This is a genomic window from Acinetobacter sp. YH12058 (assembly GCF_013419805.1).
GTDB classification, from domain to species: domain Bacteria; phylum Pseudomonadota; class Gammaproteobacteria; order Pseudomonadales; family Moraxellaceae; genus Acinetobacter; species Acinetobacter towneri.
In genome coordinates, this window is sequence record NZ_VOZL01000024.1 from 19,485 (window position 1) to 36,778 (window position 17,294).

Consider the following 17,294-nt stretch of genomic DNA (forward strand, 5'->3'; position numbering starts at 1 on the left):
TCATAAGGTTTTATAAAAACTGCCCAAATTTAAAATTGCAATCTTTTGCAGATGTGTGATGGTTTATTTATCCTGAGAATCTTCAGACTGACGTTGTTGCTCTTGCTGTTGTTTAAGTTTCGGATGCAATTGATAGTGCTTGCCTGATTTTTTTTCAGCCGAATTCTGAGCTTGTGTGTTGCGCAATAACTTATAGCTCACAAAAACAAGAAAGCCTAAAACGGCAATACTTGCCAATAACATGATGATCACAGCAGCATGTTGCAAAGCACTCTCCCAAACTGACACAAATAAAAAGAGCCCTAATATGAATCAGGACTCTTTTAAAGTCAAAACAAGCAGCCTGTTTAAACGATTTTATTTTCTTTTAAACAGACTTGGTCTAAGACCTAGACTTATTTTGCTTGGTCTAAAATAGCAAACAAATCTGCTTGAACTTCTTCAATTGGACGAAGACCATTCAATTTGTTATAGCTTGGTGCATTTTCACCAGAAGCAGCACGACCTTGATAGAAGCCAACCAATTGCTCAGTTTCTGAGTGATACGCTTTTAAACGTTTACGAATAGTTTCTTCTTGGTCATCTGGACGTTGAACCAAATCTTCGCCAGTTTCGTCATCTTTACCTTCCACTTTTGGTGGGTTGTAAACAAGGTGATAAATACGACCAGATGCAGGGTGCTGACGACGACCAGACAAACGCTGTACGATTTCTTCGTCTGCAACATCAATTTCAATCACGTGGTCGATATTGATGCCCTCGCTTTCCAAAGCTTCAGCTTGTGGAATGGTGCGAGGGAAACCATCAAAAATACAACCATTCACGCAATCTGGCTGCGCAATACGCTCTTTCACTAAGCCAATGATTAGTTCATCAGATACCAAACCGCCACCGTCCATGACGCTTTTGGCTTGTAGACCTAATTCAGTACCTTCACGAATTGCAGCACGGAGCATATCACCGGTTGAAATTTGTGGGATATTGTAGCGCTTACAGATCAACTGAGCTTGTGTACCTTTACCTGCTCCAGGTGGTCCGAGTAAGATAATGCGCATAAAAAAACATCCTCATTTTAACAATGTATTTGACACTCGTTGCATATCAGAGCCATCGCCCTTTACGCAGCCAGCATCCTCTTATAAGAAAGCGACAAACAAATGTATTAAACCAGCAATAAAACCAGTTACACCACCCAAGACAATTAAAATCCACTCATCTTCCTGAAAGGCAGGACGCAAGAGATTCTGGAATTCTTTTGGCGTCAGTTCACGAATACGATCTCTGAACATTTGATAAATTTTCTGTGCACGGCTCGCATTAAAGGCAGGGTCGCATACAGGCACCATCGTAATTTCAATCGAACGATCAATCAAGTCAGTCTTGAGTTTGGCATACTCTTTTGGCCCCAAAGACAACTGTAAAGAGGTACGAACCAATGGTGTTTCCATAATTTCGTTGATGTGGCGTTTGACAATACGGCGGGTTTTGTCTTTTTTACTGCCATACATCATTTCAGTCATAATCGATTTTAACGTAATCAGATCTTCTGTGACTACCGTTGCAAACACATCCGAGACTTCTTCTTGGCGTTTCATGAACGCACCCTGAATATTATAAGTCCCAATGCGTGGAATCACTGGCTTAATCCATGGAAATTGACGATTTTCAGTCAATTTAAAGAACTGCGGATATTTCACGTAATGTGGTTCGACTGGGTTAAATACCATCCAAATCGCAATCCAGTTGGTCAAGAAGCCCCAAATTGCCGCCCAAAATGGAACCGTCCAGTGCCATGGTACAAGAAACCAAACAATCATTTGGAAAATACCAAAGAACATCCCAATCAATGCACTGATATGCCAAATAAAGTTAATTTCTTTTTGACCGACTTTTAGGAACATACGTACCATTAAGCGGCGATCACCTTCCATTTGGCTGACCACCATTTCACGCATATCCACCAAGGATTCAACATTCAAGGTCAGTTCAGTCACCAATTCACGCAGCACACCTGGCAATTGTTTATGCGCCTGTGCGTAAATACGGCGTTTAATCGAATACGGTAGGTTTTCCCAAAGCACAGCATTGCGGTCTAACATGACCTCATCAATTAAGTGCTCAAGTTCAAAACCCACTTGCTCACCAATAATACGCGCCATATCGTCAGGGTCCATAGCATTGAGAAACTCACGCAATGAACCTAATTTTGACAATGTGTTATCGGTAATGATGCCTGAAATACGCCCTGCTTTACGCGGTACAATCCCCTGCCATCCCACAGGAATAGGCCCAAGGTGAAAGCCCCAAAAGCTAATTGGATAGAACACCATTTTTAGTGCCATCCACACGTGCGCCCAAGTCACAAAAGCAGTCACAGGAATAATACTGAGCACGGCCCAAAAATCTGGACGATTCAAAAAGGTTTGCCACAACTGATTGACGTACTCAAGCATGCATTTTTTCCATATTTAGTTCTAATTACAAGATTCTAAAGTAGTTAAAAGTCACTATTCTGACTACAAACCCATACTGAGCGTATAGGAAAATTGTAGTCTAGGCTCAGTTTCCGCAATCACTCGCCCTTGTCGATCTTCCAATTTTTCACCTGCGCCAATGCCAACACTAAAGCTACTGATGCGTTCAGGGCTCAGTAATACATAAGCCAGATCAATGCCTGCACCTAAACGCGCTTTTTCTTCACCATCCACCCATTTAGATTCTAGGTGTCCTGCGTAAGCGCCAATATAATAACCATTTTTGTCTTTACCTGTGAGGTGGTATGGGTAACGAAAACCTGTTTGCCCACCGACTTCATGGTCACCATTTAAAAAAGCCCCCGCTTTTAGATAGGCAATGCCATAAGGATTGACCCATTCACCATTCAAATGCAGTAATTTTTGGGTAATACCCGCCCCTACATTCCAGGTTTTTGCGCTATCTGCGCTAATTTTTGCTTCAGGTAAAAAAGTAGTGTTCCCAGCAAAGCTAAAACTTGAAAAGGCAAGTAATGCCACGAAAGAATAGACTTTTGTCATTATTGTCACCAGTGTCCATTTGTTTTAATTTTAAAAACAGTCCTGTTTTCGTGTTTTGACTCTAGCAGAATTGTCAGGATTCTTATATACAGCAAATTACAATTTTGATGTCGCTAAAGTCAAAAATTAAGATTGCGCCCATCTTCTAGGTTAAATCGGGCAATTCAGTCAAACATGGTTACTCAAAATTGCCAATAGATGCGTTAGAATAGTCCAAATTCGTTCTCCCTCATTTTTGTTAAGCCAATTTTTGTATGAAACAACACTATCCGTTAAAAAATGCTCAGCAAGAGAAGCGTATTTTTCGCAATCGCATCTTTTTTTCGGTGGGTGTTGTGGTTTTTTTCTTGCTGCTGTTGGTGGCTCGTTATGCCTTTTTACAAATTAGCGGCTACGATGAATTTGCGACTGCATCAGATAAAAACCGAATTCGGCTACAACCACTCGCACCTGCACGTGGTTATATTTATGACCGCAATGGTGTGTTATTGGCAGATAACTACCCTGTGTTCTCAGCCACTTTAAGCCGTGCAGATGTTGAAGATATTGACGATACCATTGCGCGACTGACACCTGTTTTACAACTGACAGAAGAAGATATCGATCGCTTTAAAAGTCGGATTAAAACTTCACGTAAAACTGAACGTGTATCGATCAAGCTGAATTTAAATGAATCGGATATTGCCCGTTTTAGTGAAGTTAAATTTCAATTCCCTGGGGTCAATATTGAAACCCAGATGACACGTTACTATCCGCATGGTGACTTATTTGCGCACGTGATTGGTTATGTCGGGCGCATTAACGACAAAGAACTGAAAGAAATTGACAAAGATGCTTATGCAGGCACCAACTTGATTGGCAAAATTGGGGTGGAGAAATCGTATGAGCACTTGCTACATGGCGTACCCGGCAACGAATCTGTAGAAGCCGATGCACATGGTAATGTGCTGCGCAATTTAGGACGTAAAGACCCTGTACGTGGCAATGATTTGTTTTTGTCATTGGATTATGGCTTGCAAGTGGTCGCCTCTGAACAACTGGCAGAACGCCGTGGTGCAATTGTGGCACTTGACCCACGTACAGGTGAAATTTTAGCTTTAGTCTCCAGTCCGAGTTTTAACCCTAACTTATTTGTCACAGGTATTAGCCATACCGACTACTCTGCCTTACGCGATAATTTAGATCAACCACTCTATAACCGTGCAGTACAAGGTGTTTATCCACCGGGTTCTACCATTAAGCCGATGTTTGGTTTAGGCGGTATTCATTATGGCTATGTCGACTGGAAAACCGCCATTCAGGATTATGGTTATTTCACTTTACCAGGCGACAGCCACCGTTTCCGTGACCATAAAAAAACTGGGCATGGCATTGTCGATATGCACAAAGCTCAAGTCGTGTCGTGTGATACCTACTTCTATGTATTGTCGTATCGCATGGGCATTGAAAAAATGAACGACTGGATGCGTCAATTTGGCTTTAGTGAAAAAACTGGGGTCGATTTACCAAGTGAAAGCACAGGACTCTACCCAAACCCGGACTGGAAAATGCGTACGCGCAAAGCCAAATGGATGAAAGGTGAAACAATTTCCGTCAGTATTGGTCAGGGTGCATTTACCTCGACACCATTGCAATTAGCAATGGCCACCGCCATCACCGCCAACAAAGGATTTAAAGTCACACCGCACGTGTTACGTGAAAGTCGTGGCGCGAAACCATTTAAAGTTCACAATGGTACCAACGGAAAAATTGACTTTAACGGCACAGAAGAAGACTGGATTAAAATGCGTGATGCCATGGTTGATGTGATTCAATCAGGTACAGGTAAAGGGATTAAAGGCGGCTTGCAATATTCAGTTGCAGGTAAAACAGGTACAGCACAGGTTAAAAGTATTGCGCAAGGTAAACGCTATAACGAAGCCTTATTGACCGACCGTCAGCTTGACCACGGTTTATTTGTTGGCTTCGCTCCTGCCGAAAACCCTGAAATCGCAATTGCCATCATTCTAGAAAATGGTCGCGGTGGTTCTGCAGCAACGGCTTTGGCGCGTCCAATTTTAGACTATTGGTTACTGAATAAAAATAAAAAGCCAATTCGTCCATCTGCCGCACAAGTGAGTGGTGGCTTAATGACTGCAGGTTTAAAACCAAGTGAATTGCCAAGTGGTGAAGTCCCTTCATCTACTGCACCAAATACGAATAACGTGAATAATCCGAATACAGCAACCAATCACCCTGCGCTCAACCCAAATCCTTCGCAAACTACTCCGAGTTCAGCTCCAACCAATCCACCTGTAACTGCGCCAACAGCAGTTGTACCCACTAACCCAATTGAGAGCGACTAAGCCATGAAAAATCAACTACGCATTATTGGTGGAGAATGGAAACGTCGTCAGTTGGCTTTTGCTTCAATTGAGGGATTACGCCCTACGCCCGACCGAGTGCGCGAAACCTTATTCAACTGGTTAATGTGGGATGTGCAAAACGCCAAAGTGTTAGACCTCTGTTCAGGTTCGGGCGCTTTAGCTTTTGAAGCCCTGTCTCGCGGTGCGGCACACGTGGTCATGATTGAGCCAAACCGTACACAAGCACAGTTTTTACAGCAAAATTTAGAATTATTACGCGTCAATAAAAGCAAAGCACAATTAAAAGTTTCTACCGCACAACATGCTTTGGCGACACTAAAAGATCAGTTTGATTTGGTATTTTTAGACCCGCCTTATAGTTTAGATTTATGGGAAGAATTGGCAGGGTTGGCTGATCCACTCATTGCGGCACAAGGTCTGATTTATGTTGAAGCAGATCGTGATTTAAACCTGTTAAAATTACCGCAGACTTGGCAAAAAGTTAAAGAGAGCAAAGCGGGAACTGTACGTGCGGGCTTATACCAAAAGATTGTTGTTTAAATTTTCTCCTTAAAAGATACGCGGTAATTTTATGACTATCGACACTTTTCAAGAGTCATCTATTAATGTAATATTATAACATTACATATTGTAGTGTTTATCTTCATGAAAGTTCGTTCATCTTTAAAAAGTGCAAAATCGCGTGCCGATTGTCAAATTGTGAAACGTCGTGGCAAATTATTTGTGATTTGCAAATCCAATCCACGTTTTAAAGCAAGACAGGGATAATCCCCTGTCTTTTAGTTTTGATAGATTATTACACTGAAATAGTGTGCTTATTCTGAATAGTAACGTGTATCGACACTAAAACTTTCAGGAAATTTTGCTTGAACCTGCGCATAAAATGCCATGATTTCAGCCATATCTTTTTCAAAATCACCGGTTGGATGCACAATTTTTCCCACACCCGTTTTCTTTTTTGCGTAATCCATATACGCCAAAGCAATTGGCACACCTGCATTTAACGCAACATGATAAAAACCTGTTTTCCATTGTTCTTGACGCGCACGTGTGGCTTCAGGCGTCACCAACATCACCAATTTAGGATGGTTTTTAAATAAGTCCGTCATGAGCTGAACCATACTAGGTCGTGCTTCGCCTGGTGCTTTCGGACGACGGTCTATACCAATACCTCCCATCGCACGGACAAATGGCCCAAACGGCAATTTCATATAGCTGTCTTTAATGGTCAAGCGAACATTAACGCCCAAAGCTTTAAGCCCTAAGCGTGCATATAAGGCATCCCAATTACTGGTATGCGGTGCAGCAATCATCACATATTGGTCTAATTCCAACGGACAATGATTGTCGATTTCCCAACCCATTAAATTTAAGCTTCGCTCAGCTAACTTTTCAAACACAACCGCATACCCCAAATAAAGTGTGCGAATTTTAGCAAGCATCGACAAATACAAAAGTCTAAAACGACGAATAAATAAACAAATACTTTATAAATGTATAAAAATTTCCTGCACTCATCTTATTTTTGTCATTCAATGCAAAATCATACTGTTTTTGCGCTTATTCATTGCTAGATTCAAGCAAGTTTAAAATGGTAAATATATAAATTTACGCACAGTTTGCTGAGTTTTTTACGGTCTAATCCGATGTAATCCTTGAAGTGAAACTTAAAACTTTAAAACATCTGGCTTGTTATGATTTGCTACAAATCTTCATTAAAAATAAGGCAAATTGGCTTTTCAGATACAAGGTGAAAGTTTAAGGTGGCAGCAAGACAAGTTTGAAGTTCAGAACATTTATGCTGAATCGTTATCCGATTGCACTCAGTACACTTAGCTTATTTTTAGTAGCTTGCGGATCAACTGATCCAAGCAGGGAATATCAATCCGCTTTGCCTTCTGAGCCACAAATTACGCCCAAAACTGAAGTTCAAAATTCAGCAACTTCATGGACAGGACAAGCTACAGGTAACTTTAGAGCCTTATTGCCTTGTGACAACTGTGAACAGCATGTGATTCATTTACGCCTGAATGATGATCAAACCTTTCAACTCATCGACATTAAACGCTCGAAACAGCGGCAGCGCGAAAACCAAGTGGCGGGAACGATTCAAGCTGCTCAGGGCAACAATCAGCAAGACAAACAGAACCAACACCCATCGCAAAACACGGCAAATGAATGGTTGCTCAATACAGAAAATGGGCAAGCCTATGCACGTATTCAACTCACAGCTCACGGTCTTAAATTCAGCTTATACAATCAGAAAAATATACAAAATCAACAGAAAAATGAAACTCAGGTTTTCTTACATCCTGTAGAAAATATGCAAGTCAGTAATGCCCTGAAGCATGTCGATATTCAGGCTGAACACGTACAAAATGTTGAGGTCAAAGAATTAAACGACCCTGTGATGGCACACGATTATTTTCTGGCAATTCACAATCAATCTGATCAAGCATTACAATTACATGCCAATGACTTGGTTTTGGTCGATCAGCAATATCAGGAATATGCTGCTGTAGTCGATCCGCAATTTTTAGAACCGATTCCTGCACAACAAAAACAATGGATTAAGGTGTCTTTCCATTACCCTGCTTCTGTACAGGCAGATGTGATCAAAATTAAATAGGTTACAGCTGCTGAATTTTCATAAATAAAGAAACTTCACTTTAAAGTTATTTCTTAAAAAGTGTTTCAGAATTCTTTGATTTTTCTACAGCCATAAAAAAACCCTGCTGATGCAGGGTTTTCTTTTAAACCATCAAGCGATTACGCGTTGAATTGGTTCATTGTGTTTTTCGCATCGTCACCCGCTTTAAGCGCGTTGTCACCAGCGAAGATTTCTTTGTGGTCGTCACCGATGTCAGAACCAGCCATTGCTTGGTGTTTCACACAAGCGATACCACCGCGGATTTCTTTACGTTGTACGCCAGCAACATAAGCCAACATACCTTCAGAACCGAAGTAACCTTGAGCAAGCTCGTGAGTAGAAAGAGCAGCTGTGTGGTAAGTAGGCAGAGTGATCAAGTGGTGGAACACGCCTGCTTCACGAGAAGCGTCTGCTTGGAATGTACGTACTTTTTCATCAGCTTCAGCAGCCAATTCAGAATCGTCGTACTCAGCGCTCATTAATTTAGCGCGGTCGTATGCAGATACGTCTTTACCTTCAGCAACCCAACGGTCGTACGCTTGTTGACGGAAGTTCAGTGTCCAGTTGAATGATGGAGAGTTGTTGTAAACAAGTTTCGCATTTGGCACAACTTCACGTACACGGTTAACCATGTGAGCGATTTCTTCTACGTTTGGAGTCGCAGTTTCGATCCAAAGAAGGTCAGCACCGTTTTGTAAGCTAGTTACACAGTCAAGTACAACGCGGTCAATTTGAGTGCCTTCACGGAACTGGTACAAGCCAGAAGCTAAACGCTTAGGACGGTGTAATTTACCATCACGCTTGATTAGGATTTCGTCTTCTTTCGCTTCAGAGATGTCAATTTCTTGAGTGTCTAAGTAGCTGATGTATTGAGAAGCGATGTCGCCTGGCTCTTTAACTACTGGGATTTTTTGAGTTAAGTCAGCGCCTTCAGAGTCAGTACGTGCAACGATGATACCGTCGTCAAGACCCATTTCTAAGAACGCATAACGTAACGCGTGGATTTTAGCGATGAAGTCTTCGTGTGGAACAGTTACTTTACCAGCTTGGTGACCACATTGTTTCGCGTCAGAAACTTGGTTTTCGATTTGAAGTGCACACGCACCCGCTTCGATCATTTTCTTAGCTAATAAGTAAGTTGCTTCTTCGTTACCGAAACCAGCGTCGATGTCCGCAATGATTGGCACAACGTGAGTTTCAAAGTTGTCGATTTGAGCAGTGATTTCAGCAGCTTTAGCAGTATCACCAGCGTCTTGTGCTTTTTTAAGTGCGCGGAACAAATCGTTTAATTCTTTCGCGTCAGCTTGACGTAAGAATGTGTAGATTTCTTCGATCAATGCAGGAACAGAAGTTTTTTCGTGCATAGATTGGTCAGGAAGTGGACCGAATTCTGAACGAAGTGCAGCAACCATCCAACCAGAAAGGTAGATATAACGGCGTTCAGTAGTACCGAAGTATTTTTTGTTCGCAATCATTTTTTGTTGCGCAACAAAACCGTGCCAGCAACCTAAAGATTGAGTGTATTTGCTTGAATCAGCATCATAAGCAGCCATATCACGACGCATAATCGCAGCTGTATATTTAGCAATATCTAAACCAGTTTTGAAACGGTTTTGCATTTGCATACGCGCAGCATCTTCAGGACTGATGTCTGCCCAAGTGTTGCCGAATTTTGCTTTTAATTCGCGGATTGCATCAATCGCTGTTTGGTATGTAGTCATGATATTGTACCCTGTAATATTATTTAGGATTTATCAATCGAAGGCTAAATCGCGCTTATGCTTGATTGCTCAGATTTAGAGCACTTCGTTACGATGAATACAGAGTAGAGTGACTGAATGAATTAATCCAATATTCTCGTGTAATTCTCGGTATTTTTTAAAAAAATGTATAGATCAAAGTCTTAATTCACAAAAACAATAAAAACACAACATATTGATTTTAAAAACCTTATTTAGAAAATCAATCAAATATCTTTGCTTACAAATTCATCTCTGTGCCGATATTTTCTGCATTAGACTTAAGTCTTGCATTTCATAAAAAATGCTTGCATTGGCGATTTCTGCCATTTTTTAGCAAAATTTTGCTGCTTTTCAGCGCAATGTAAGTGCATAAGTTTCATACAAAATAGAATCTGCTATCAGTTCTGCCAATGCTTTTAAGTGTTTTTGCATTTAAGATTAAAAAGTATAGATGCAGTACTAGGCAACCTACATTTCTTTAGGAAATAATGATGGGGCTGGCTGTTTTTATTCAGATTTTTTGCTGTTTATCTCGTCGATTTTTTCATCATAATTTATACACAAGCCTTACGGCTTATGGCATAATTCCAATAATTTAGTGATTTTATTTTCGGTATTTATTTTATGAATCTGGAGCGGGTTGATCTTAATCTATTAATTTATCTTGACGTCTTACTTCGTGAAAAAAATGTAACCCGTGCTGCAGAACAATTGGGCGTTACCCAACCTGCGATGAGTAACATTTTACGTCGTTTGCGCAATTTATTTAATGATCCCCTGCTGATTCGTTCTTCTGAAGGCATGACGCCAACTGAACGTGCCTTAGAATTACAACCGCGTATCCGCGATGCCTTATCTGACCTTTCTATGATTTTGGAGCCGCGTACTGAGTTCCGCCCTTATACTTCAAATCGTGTATTTCGGATTATGACCTCCGATTACGCAGAAGCCACATTAGTCCCACGCTTGGTTAAAGCTTTACGCTCTGAAGCACCTAATGTGGTATTAGACTTTTTAACCCCGAGTGATGTGTCTTATCGCGACATGGAACAAGGTAAAGTCGATTTGGCGATTAACCGTTTTAATGAAATTCCACAAAGTTTCCATCAGGTTTTAGTTTGGCGTGATAGTTTTTCTTGCCTGCTCAATCACAAACACCCTGCTGCCAATAACCTGAATTTAAAAAGCTACTTAGATGCACAACATATTTGGGTTTCTAAAACAGGTATGGGCGTTGGTTTTGGTGTGAATCCAGAGAAACAAGCGGGACTGGGTTGGATTGATCAAGCTTTAGAGCGTATTGGACAAAAACGTAAAATTTCGGTGTTTACCCGTCATTATCAAATGCCTGCACTACTCGCGTCTAATGTAGATTTAGTCGCAACCTTACCTACACGTATTGCGCGCTTACAAGCCAAAAGCCAAAGTTTACTGATTAAAGACCCACCATTTTATATTCCAGAATTTGAATTAAAGATGGCATGGTGTCCGTTGTTACATCATCACCCTGCACACCGTTGGTTACGCCAATTGATTTTATATGTAGCGCGCCAAATGATTGAAGAAGAAAACCGTGAGTTTTTACTGAATAACTCTCAATTTTCAGCCTATTAATTAAAAATTCACTGAACTTATTGGCACAAACGCTTATACTCAGATGAGGAATATTTCGATATTCCTCATTGTTTAATAAAGATTCAAATTGTTATATTTAAAATAATATAATCCACAGGTGGATTCGTGAGCCTCTTCCAGAATATTGTTATTATCCTCATCCTCATTGTCGGAGCTGGTTTTTTATCGCTGACTGAAATTGCGTTGGCTGGTGCACGTAAAGTTAAACTGAAAATTCTAGCCGAATCAGGCGATGAACGTGCCCAAAAAGTTTTAGATCTACAAGAAAACTCAGCTGATTTTTTTGCTGCCTCACAAATTGGCTTAAACGCAGTTGCCATTTTAGGTGGTATTTTAGGTGAAGGCGCATTCCGTCCTTATTTTTACAACTTAGTTGTGCGCTTCTATCAAGGACCATGGGCTGAAACGCTTAGTTTTGCCTTGTCATTTACCTTAGTGACTTCGCTGTTTATTTTATTTGCCGACCTAATGCCTAAGCGTTTGGCAATGATCGCCCCTGAAAAAATTGCGGTATCGGTGATTAATCCGATTCAAATTTTTATTCGGATATGCAAGCCTTTGGCATGGATGATTAATGCGATTGCCAACGTGCTGTTCCGTTTATTTAAAGTAAATACCACGCGCGAAGACAATATTACATTTGATGATATTTCTGCAGTCATGGATGCAGGCGCTCAAGCAGGTGTTTTACAAAAGCAGGAACATCACTTTATTGAAAACGTGTTTGAACTTGAAGAACGTAACGTGCCTTCGAGTATGACTACACGTGAAAATGTGGTGTTTTTTACCCTAAAGGAATCTGAAGCCAGTATTCGTCAAAAACTTGCAGAATATCCTTATTCCAAATTTTTGGTCTGTAGCGAAAATATTGATGATGTTATTGGCTATGTTGATGCCAAAGATATTTTGGTCAGAATCCTCAATAATCAATCTTTACTACAACTAAATGAAAGCACCATCCGTAATGTATTAACCATTCCAGATACACTCACGCTGTCTGAAGTCTTAGACCGTTTCCGCTCTACCAAAGAAAAATTTGCCGTAGTCATTAATGAATATGCGTTGGTTGTGGGCGTAATTACCCTGTCTGATATTATGATTACTGTGATGGGCGATTGGGTAACACCTATTGAAGAAGATCAGCAAATCATTAAACGTGATAACAATTCTTGGCTGATTGATGGCAGTACACCAATTGAAGACATTAAACACGCGCTGCAAATTGATGAAATGCCAGATGATGAAAATTATGAAACCATTGCAGGTTTTATGATGTATAAGCTACGTAAAATCCCGCGTCCTGCCGACTCTGTACTTTTTGATGGTTATAAATTTGAAGTGGTCGACGTCGATCATTTTAAAATTGACCAACTTTTAGTGACACGAATTGTAGAAACGCAGGAAATACAAAACAACACTGAAGCAGATGGTTGACATACTCCCACCACTTTCGTTTTCACTCAAGTGGGGGATTCTAAAAGCAAAGCTCTTAGGCGACTTCCTCACGGATTTCGCTTGCTTTCTGCTTCTTAGGGCGACCTTTACCGCATCCACCCTCCACAGACAAAACGGCATGTCCTGCCGACAATATATTACGAGATGCGTTTAAATCCGCATTCGCAACATAACCGCATCCGACACACTCAAATTTAGCTTGAGTTTGTCGGTTTTCTTTTGCTACATGACCACATTCACAGCAGGTTTGACTTGTGTACTTCGGATCAACTTTTACAAGTAATCCACCTCGCCATTGTTGCTTATATTCCAACATACTAACGAGCATGCCCCAACCTTGATCTAGGATTGATTTGTTTAAGCCTGACTTAGCTTTTACATTCTTTCCTTGATTTTCGATTGTGCCACTTGCTGACTTCGACATATTTGCTACTTTTAAATCCTCAACAGCAATCATTGCGTGGTTTTTGCTGAGCGTTGTAGTGATTTTTTGCAAGTAGTCATGACGAATATTGGCAATGTGATGATGTAGTTTATTGATTTTAAAATTCAGTTTTTTCCAATTTTGACTAAATTTAACTTTCTTTCTCTGCTTCCGTTGAAGTCTAGCTAATTTAATCTGATTGGTTTTAAAGCTATTGATCGGGTCAAAGACCTGACCATTTGAGGTAGTGATTAATTTCTTAACACCAAGATCAACACCAATCGCTGATTTTGATGGGTGGATCGGCATTTCAGTAAGTTCTGTTTCAGTACAGAATGAAACGTACCAACGTCCTGACACCTTACTGATCGTCACATTTTTTATTGTGCCTAGAATCTCTTGCGACTTCCTGAATTTAATAACACCTACGCCATTAGGGAGTTTGAGTTTATTTCCTTTAACCCAACAGTATTTATCGAATTGTACAAGGCGAATGGAATCATAACCGTCTGATTTTTTCTTAAATCTAGGCATAAGTGGGCGCAACTGAACCTCAGTACCATCAGCCAATTTAAAAAATTTAGGTTTCTTAGGTTTGCGCTTTTTTTCTTTTAGTCGAGCATGTTCTTTAGGGTTGAAAAACTTCCCCCATGCTGATGCAAGATCACGAACTTTTTGTTGAAGTGACACAGCATTTGAATTTCCATCTAAAAAGCTAAACTGAGGATTCTTTTTCAGTGCTGTTATCTTTTTTACTAGATTCACCGCATTAATGTGTTTATTTTGAGCAAACATTTCAAATGAAATTGCTAATATTTGATTCCAAACAAAGCGTGCAGAGCCAACGAGATTATTTAAAATAACCTCTTGCTCGACATTAGGCTCAAGCCTAAATTTATACGCTTTGTTGATTTTCATTAATGAGTGTGTACCTGTTAATATGGTGCTGATTCTAACATTTTAGGTATATTTTTCAATGAGTGAGATATATAAAAACCGACATTCAGCCTTTAATCTTCATGTTCATTTAGTTTTTATAACGAAATATCGAAAAAAAATACTAGGTGAGTTGCATCATAAATATTTCAATGAGTGTGCAACTGAAATATGTAAAGATTTTGATGCTGAATTAAAGGAATGTAATGGTGAATCCGACCATGTTCACATGCTTATTCAGTATCCACCAACGGTACAGTTAAGCAAATTGGTTAATAATTTAAAGTCTGTAACAAGTAGAAGAATGCGAAATGAGTTTTTAGACTTGAGAGGGAATTATACAAAACCTGTTTTATGGTCAAGATCATATTTTGCAGGGTCTTGTGGTGGTGCGCCTTTGGAAATAATCAAACAATATATTCAGAATCAACAAGGTTGAAATTTGTGAAATTCACTGTATTCGTGTGGGTTTGATCTGCATCCAGATTTTCTAGCATTCATAAAAAAGCACCACATCAAAATGAAGTGGTGCTTTTTTCAAACCTGAACAGATACATCTGAAATTCAGCTGAATATCTATTTAATATTTGCTGATCAATTCATCCAATACCGCTTGATAGTGAATCGCAATATCTTCAGCTAGAATTTTATAGACATTGTCGAATTGCACCATCGGCCAGCCCTCTTTCCAGAAAGGAAAAATGTTGTGCAAATCATGCGTCACCACAGCATCTTCACGCACAATCGCTTGTGCAACCTGAGCCAATACTTGTGCAGTTTCTGTGCCATCAATGGCTAAATAATCAATGCCACGTGCTTTTAAAATACGTACACGGTCTTTTTTATAACGGATTTTTTTCATTTGCGCTTCGTTTAACTGCAAAGCCAAACTTACTGCTTCTACAAATTTGCTTTCGAATGACTGATTAAGTGCCACCAACGCTGCTTTATGCGCTTCCTGACGACCTGCTTTCCCACCATTACGGATAATTTCTTTTGCCTCTGTGTCTAGCTCATCACTTTTCATAGACTGCAAAATGTCGAGTATTTCGATATCACTTAATGATTCAGGAGATTGGTCAATCATGTACTGCCCTTGGACAAAAATAGCAAAACGCTATTTTCGCACAATTTAGCTAAAAGCTCGACACATTCCGAAGCAATTGTTCACACAAGGCAGTGCTGCACCTATTACAGTGCAGCAGTTTAAAATTGATCTTTCAGCTTTGATCATCCTTGTTTATTTTAAATTTCTTATTGTTCCCTTAGTTTTTCTCCTGAATTTTACCGTCTATTTAAAACCCGTTATTTCAAATGAATAATCCAATAAATAACAGGTTTAACTTTTCAACTCACTTGTACTTTTTAGTAAAAAATAATTAACAGGTTGCTCTTTACACTTAATACAAGTTTTCGCGTTTATCATGATCGAGGCGGTCAATATAGCGCTCTAAATGTAGCATCGCATGATACATTTTATTTAAGTTCCCAACATTGATTTGCTGACGAACAATATTTTTGTGTAACCGTTTTAATGCACGTAGACTGTGCTTTGTCGTATATGCAGATAAAATTTTCATAAGCCTGCTCTCTCTATCAAATTATTTTACATGAACCGTTTTGTAATCTTGAGAATGAATTCAATGAATATAAAGATAAGGTTTATTATTGACAGGGTGTGTCCTACACCTCCTTAATATTTGACTATTTGGAAAAATTTTATTGTGTTGAATTGTAGTTTAAAGGAATATTTATGTAATTATGATTAAAATAATTGCTAAAACTGATTCAAAAAATCTTTGTTAAAATCCTCTATAAAGTACACATAAAAAACTGACACTCGGTCAGTTTTTTTATGTACGTTGATTTTAAATTTGAGTCTTTAAATCACTTCGACCACTACTTTGCCCACATGCTCGCCTGTATCCATTTCGGCATGCGCTTGCTGAATTTGATCAAACTGAAAGGTTTTATAAATCATAGGCAGACATTCACCTTTGGCTAACAATGGCCAAACGATCTCTTGCAAACCTTTGGTAATTTCAGCTTTTTCTGCAGTATTGCGGGCGCGCATGGTCGAACCGGTAATGGTAAGACGCTTCATCATAATTTGACCAAGTTTTACTTCTTTGGCTTTTGCACCACCTAAGAATGCGATATACACCAAGCGACCATCACGACGTAATAAGTTTAAATTACGTTCCAAATACGGCGCACCAACAATATCTAAAATGATATCGACCCCGGCATTGTCTGTCGCTGCATTAATCACTTGTTCAAAATCTTGTGTCTTGTAATTAATCGCTGTGGTGAGGTGTGAAATTGCCTGTACTTTTTCATCTGAACCTACAGTTGCAAAGGTTTTTAAACCTAAGGCTTTGCACAACATTAAAGCAGTTGTACCAATACCACTGGTTCCGCCATGAATTAGTGCCGTTTCACCTGCTTTGGCTTTGCCCATTTGGAATACATTGGCCCACACAGTAAAAAACGTTTCAGGTATCGCAGCGGCTTGTACAAAACTGACACCTGTTGGAATTGTCAAAGTCTGGCTTTCTGGTACAACACAATATTCTGCATAGCCACCACCATTAGTTAAGCCACACACTGCATCACCAACTTTAAACTGGCAAACATCTGCACCCACAGCAACCACTTCACCTGCTACTTCTAAGCCTGGCACTGGCGTCACGCCTTTAGGCATAGGATACAGCCCCTGACGCTGTAAAATATCAGGACGATTTAAACCCAAAGCATGTACTTTGACCAAAACCTCGTTGGCTTGTGGCTCAGGTATTGCAACCGTTTCATAGGCTAATTTTTCTGGGCCACCTGGTTCTGTAATAATAATCTGCTGCATTGTGTTTTGTGTCATGGCAAATCCCTGATTGTTTGATACTGATATGAATTCTGACTATTTGAACTTGACATCCTCCCCGACCTAAAGGACGGAGATTCCTACTGCTAGACGCTCATGCCCGAGCGCAAGAATATTCAGTGCGGAATTTACATCCCGATCATGGAGCGTACCGCACTCCACACACTGCCATT

General features: G+C 40.0%; 18 protein-coding genes. 7 read left to right on the plus strand and 11 right to left on the minus strand.

Going from position 1 to position 17,294, the window contains the following annotated elements:
• Positions 1-63: 63 nt before the first annotated feature.
• The 4 genes from FTU09_RS11885 to FTU09_RS11900 form a co-directional block, all read right to left on the minus strand.
• Complete coding sequence (locus tag FTU09_RS11885) at positions 64-288, minus strand: hypothetical protein (RefSeq protein WP_225543532.1); 225 nt, start codon at positions 286-288, stop codon at positions 64-66.
• A 107-nt stretch (positions 289-395) separates the two neighbouring features.
• Positions 396-1,055, minus strand: a complete 660-nt coding sequence (gene adk / locus FTU09_RS11890) for an adenylate kinase (RefSeq protein WP_004970717.1) — start codon at positions 1,053-1,055, stop codon at positions 396-398.
• A gap of 81 nt (positions 1,056-1,136) precedes the next feature.
• Entirely contained in the window at positions 1,137-2,453 is a 1,317-nt protein-coding gene (locus FTU09_RS11895; protein ID WP_167846149.1) for a hypothetical protein, read from the minus strand.
• A gap of 63 nt (positions 2,454-2,516) precedes the next feature.
• A complete protein-coding gene (locus FTU09_RS11900; protein ID WP_004970721.1) occupies positions 2,517-3,035 on the minus strand; it encodes a hypothetical protein in 519 nt (172 codons plus the stop codon).
• 254 nt (positions 3,036-3,289) lie between these two features.
• On the opposite strand from FTU09_RS11900, the gene mrdA reads away from it, so the two are divergent.
• From mrdA to ykgO, 3 genes are all read left to right on the plus strand, one after another.
• Positions 3,290-5,380 (plus strand): penicillin-binding protein 2, encoded by a 2,091-nt coding sequence (gene mrdA, locus FTU09_RS11905; protein ID WP_180080405.1) that lies wholly within the window; start codon positions 3,290-3,292, stop codon positions 5,378-5,380.
• 3 nt (positions 5,381-5,383) lie between these two features.
• Positions 5,384-5,941, plus strand: a complete 558-nt coding sequence (rsmD, locus tag FTU09_RS11910; protein ID WP_004970724.1) for a 16S rRNA (guanine(966)-N(2))-methyltransferase RsmD — start codon at positions 5,384-5,386, stop codon at positions 5,939-5,941.
• A gap of 105 nt (positions 5,942-6,046) precedes the next feature.
• Positions 6,047-6,169 carry a type B 50S ribosomal protein L36 gene (gene ykgO, locus FTU09_RS11915; protein ID WP_026438469.1) on the plus strand — a complete coding sequence of 41 codons (123 nt, stop codon included), beginning with the start codon at positions 6,047-6,049 and terminating at the stop codon, positions 6,167-6,169.
• A 47-nt stretch (positions 6,170-6,216) separates the two neighbouring features.
• Here ykgO and FTU09_RS11920 read toward each other — a convergent pair whose 3' ends face one another.
• Positions 6,217-6,843: a 1-acyl-sn-glycerol-3-phosphate acyltransferase gene (locus FTU09_RS11920; protein ID WP_104852321.1), complete on the minus strand. Its 627-nt coding sequence runs from the start codon at positions 6,841-6,843 to the stop codon at positions 6,217-6,219.
• A gap of 356 nt (positions 6,844-7,199) precedes the next feature.
• On the opposite strand from FTU09_RS11920, the gene FTU09_RS11925 reads away from it, so the two are divergent.
• Entirely contained in the window at positions 7,200-8,030 is an 831-nt protein-coding gene (locus FTU09_RS11925; RefSeq protein ID WP_154320476.1) for a copper resistance protein NlpE N-terminal domain-containing protein, read from the plus strand.
• A gap of 140 nt (positions 8,031-8,170) precedes the next feature.
• Here FTU09_RS11925 and FTU09_RS11930 read toward each other — a convergent pair whose 3' ends face one another.
• The gene (locus tag FTU09_RS11930; protein WP_180044386.1) at positions 8,171-9,772 is read right to left on the minus strand and encodes an isocitrate lyase; all 1,602 of its coding nucleotides are present in this window, start codon (positions 9,770-9,772) and stop codon (positions 8,171-8,173) included.
• Positions 9,773-10,417: 645 nt separating this feature from the next.
• Between FTU09_RS11930 and FTU09_RS11935 the strand changes: the two genes are divergently transcribed.
• Together FTU09_RS11935 and FTU09_RS11940 are read left to right on the plus strand one after the other, a co-directional pair.
• Complete coding sequence (locus FTU09_RS11935; protein ID WP_004977282.1) at positions 10,418-11,407, plus strand: LysR family transcriptional regulator; 990 nt, start codon at positions 10,418-10,420, stop codon at positions 11,405-11,407.
• A gap of 126 nt (positions 11,408-11,533) precedes the next feature.
• Positions 11,534-12,862 (plus strand): hemolysin family protein, encoded by a 1,329-nt coding sequence (locus tag FTU09_RS11940; RefSeq protein WP_104852324.1) that lies wholly within the window; start codon positions 11,534-11,536, stop codon positions 12,860-12,862.
• Between the two features lie 55 nt (positions 12,863-12,917).
• On the opposite strand, the gene FTU09_RS11945 is transcribed toward FTU09_RS11940, so the two are convergent.
• Positions 12,918-14,225 carry an RNA-guided endonuclease TnpB family protein gene (locus tag FTU09_RS11945; RefSeq protein ID WP_131260640.1) on the minus strand — a complete coding sequence of 436 codons (1,308 nt, stop codon included), beginning with the start codon at positions 14,223-14,225 and terminating at the stop codon, positions 12,918-12,920.
• Between the two features lie 58 nt (positions 14,226-14,283).
• On the opposite strand from FTU09_RS11945, the gene tnpA reads away from it, so the two are divergent.
• Positions 14,284-14,682, plus strand: coding sequence for an IS200/IS605 family transposase (gene tnpA / locus FTU09_RS11950; RefSeq protein WP_004970281.1), 399 nt, complete (start codon positions 14,284-14,286; stop codon positions 14,680-14,682).
• Positions 14,683-14,823: 141 nt separating this feature from the next.
• Here the strand turns inward: tnpA and FTU09_RS11955 are convergent, their stop codons facing one another.
• The 4 genes from FTU09_RS11955 to FTU09_RS11970 all read right to left on the minus strand — a co-directional run.
• Positions 14,824-15,330, minus strand: a complete 507-nt coding sequence (locus FTU09_RS11955) for a hypothetical protein (protein ID WP_004977287.1) — start codon at positions 15,328-15,330, stop codon at positions 14,824-14,826.
• A gap of 313 nt (positions 15,331-15,643) precedes the next feature.
• Positions 15,644-15,823 (minus strand): hypothetical protein, encoded by a 180-nt coding sequence (locus tag FTU09_RS11960; RefSeq protein ID WP_131262037.1) that lies wholly within the window; start codon positions 15,821-15,823, stop codon positions 15,644-15,646.
• Between the two features lie 302 nt (positions 15,824-16,125).
• Positions 16,126-17,118 carry an NAD(P)H-quinone oxidoreductase gene (locus FTU09_RS11965; RefSeq protein WP_167846153.1) on the minus strand — a complete coding sequence of 331 codons (993 nt, stop codon included), beginning with the start codon at positions 17,116-17,118 and terminating at the stop codon, positions 16,126-16,128.
• A gap of 66 nt (positions 17,119-17,184) precedes the next feature.
• The coding region (locus FTU09_RS11970) for a transposase (RefSeq protein ID WP_179990606.1) at positions 17,185-17,294 on the minus strand (110 nt) is incomplete at its 5' end.

Bases quoted from the DNA above. Each gene is read 5' to 3' on its own strand.
- FTU09_RS11895 (WP_167846149.1), bottom strand. From the start codon at position 2,453: ATGCTTGAGTACGTCAATCAGTTGTGGCAAACCTTTTTGAATCGTCCA.
- FTU09_RS11960 (WP_131262037.1), bottom strand. From the start codon at position 15,823: ATGAAAATTTTATCTGCATATACGACAAAGCACAGTCTACGTGCATTA.
- FTU09_RS11920 (WP_104852321.1), bottom strand. From the start codon at position 6,843: ATGCTTGCTAAAATTCGCACACTTTATTTGGGGTATGCGGTTGTGTTT.
- rsmD (WP_004970724.1), top strand. From the start codon at position 5,384: ATGAAAAATCAACTACGCATTATTGGTGGAGAATGGAAACGTCGTCAG.
- adk (WP_004970717.1), bottom strand. From the start codon at position 1,055: ATGCGCATTATCTTACTCGGACCACCTGGAGCAGGTAAAGGTACACAA.
- FTU09_RS11935 (WP_004977282.1), top strand. From the start codon at position 10,418: ATGAATCTGGAGCGGGTTGATCTTAATCTATTAATTTATCTTGACGTC.
- FTU09_RS11925 (WP_154320476.1), top strand. From the start codon at position 7,200: ATGCTGAATCGTTATCCGATTGCACTCAGTACACTTAGCTTATTTTTA.
- FTU09_RS11955 (WP_004977287.1), bottom strand. From the start codon at position 15,330: ATGATTGACCAATCTCCTGAATCATTAAGTGATATCGAAATACTCGAC.
- FTU09_RS11930 (WP_180044386.1), bottom strand. From the start codon at position 9,772: ATGACTACATACCAAACAGCGATTGATGCAATCCGCGAATTAAAAGCA.
- FTU09_RS11900 (WP_004970721.1), bottom strand. From the start codon at position 3,035: ATGACAAAAGTCTATTCTTTCGTGGCATTACTTGCCTTTTCAAGTTTT.
- tnpA (WP_004970281.1), top strand. From the start codon at position 14,284: ATGAGTGAGATATATAAAAACCGACATTCAGCCTTTAATCTTCATGTT.
- FTU09_RS11945 (WP_131260640.1), bottom strand. From the start codon at position 14,225: ATGAAAATCAACAAAGCGTATAAATTTAGGCTTGAGCCTAATGTCGAG.
- ykgO (WP_026438469.1), top strand. From the start codon at position 6,047: ATGAAAGTTCGTTCATCTTTAAAAAGTGCAAAATCGCGTGCCGATTGT.
- FTU09_RS11965 (WP_167846153.1), bottom strand. From the start codon at position 17,118: ATGACACAAAACACAATGCAGCAGATTATTATTACAGAACCAGGTGGC.
- mrdA (WP_180080405.1), top strand. From the start codon at position 3,290: ATGAAACAACACTATCCGTTAAAAAATGCTCAGCAAGAGAAGCGTATT.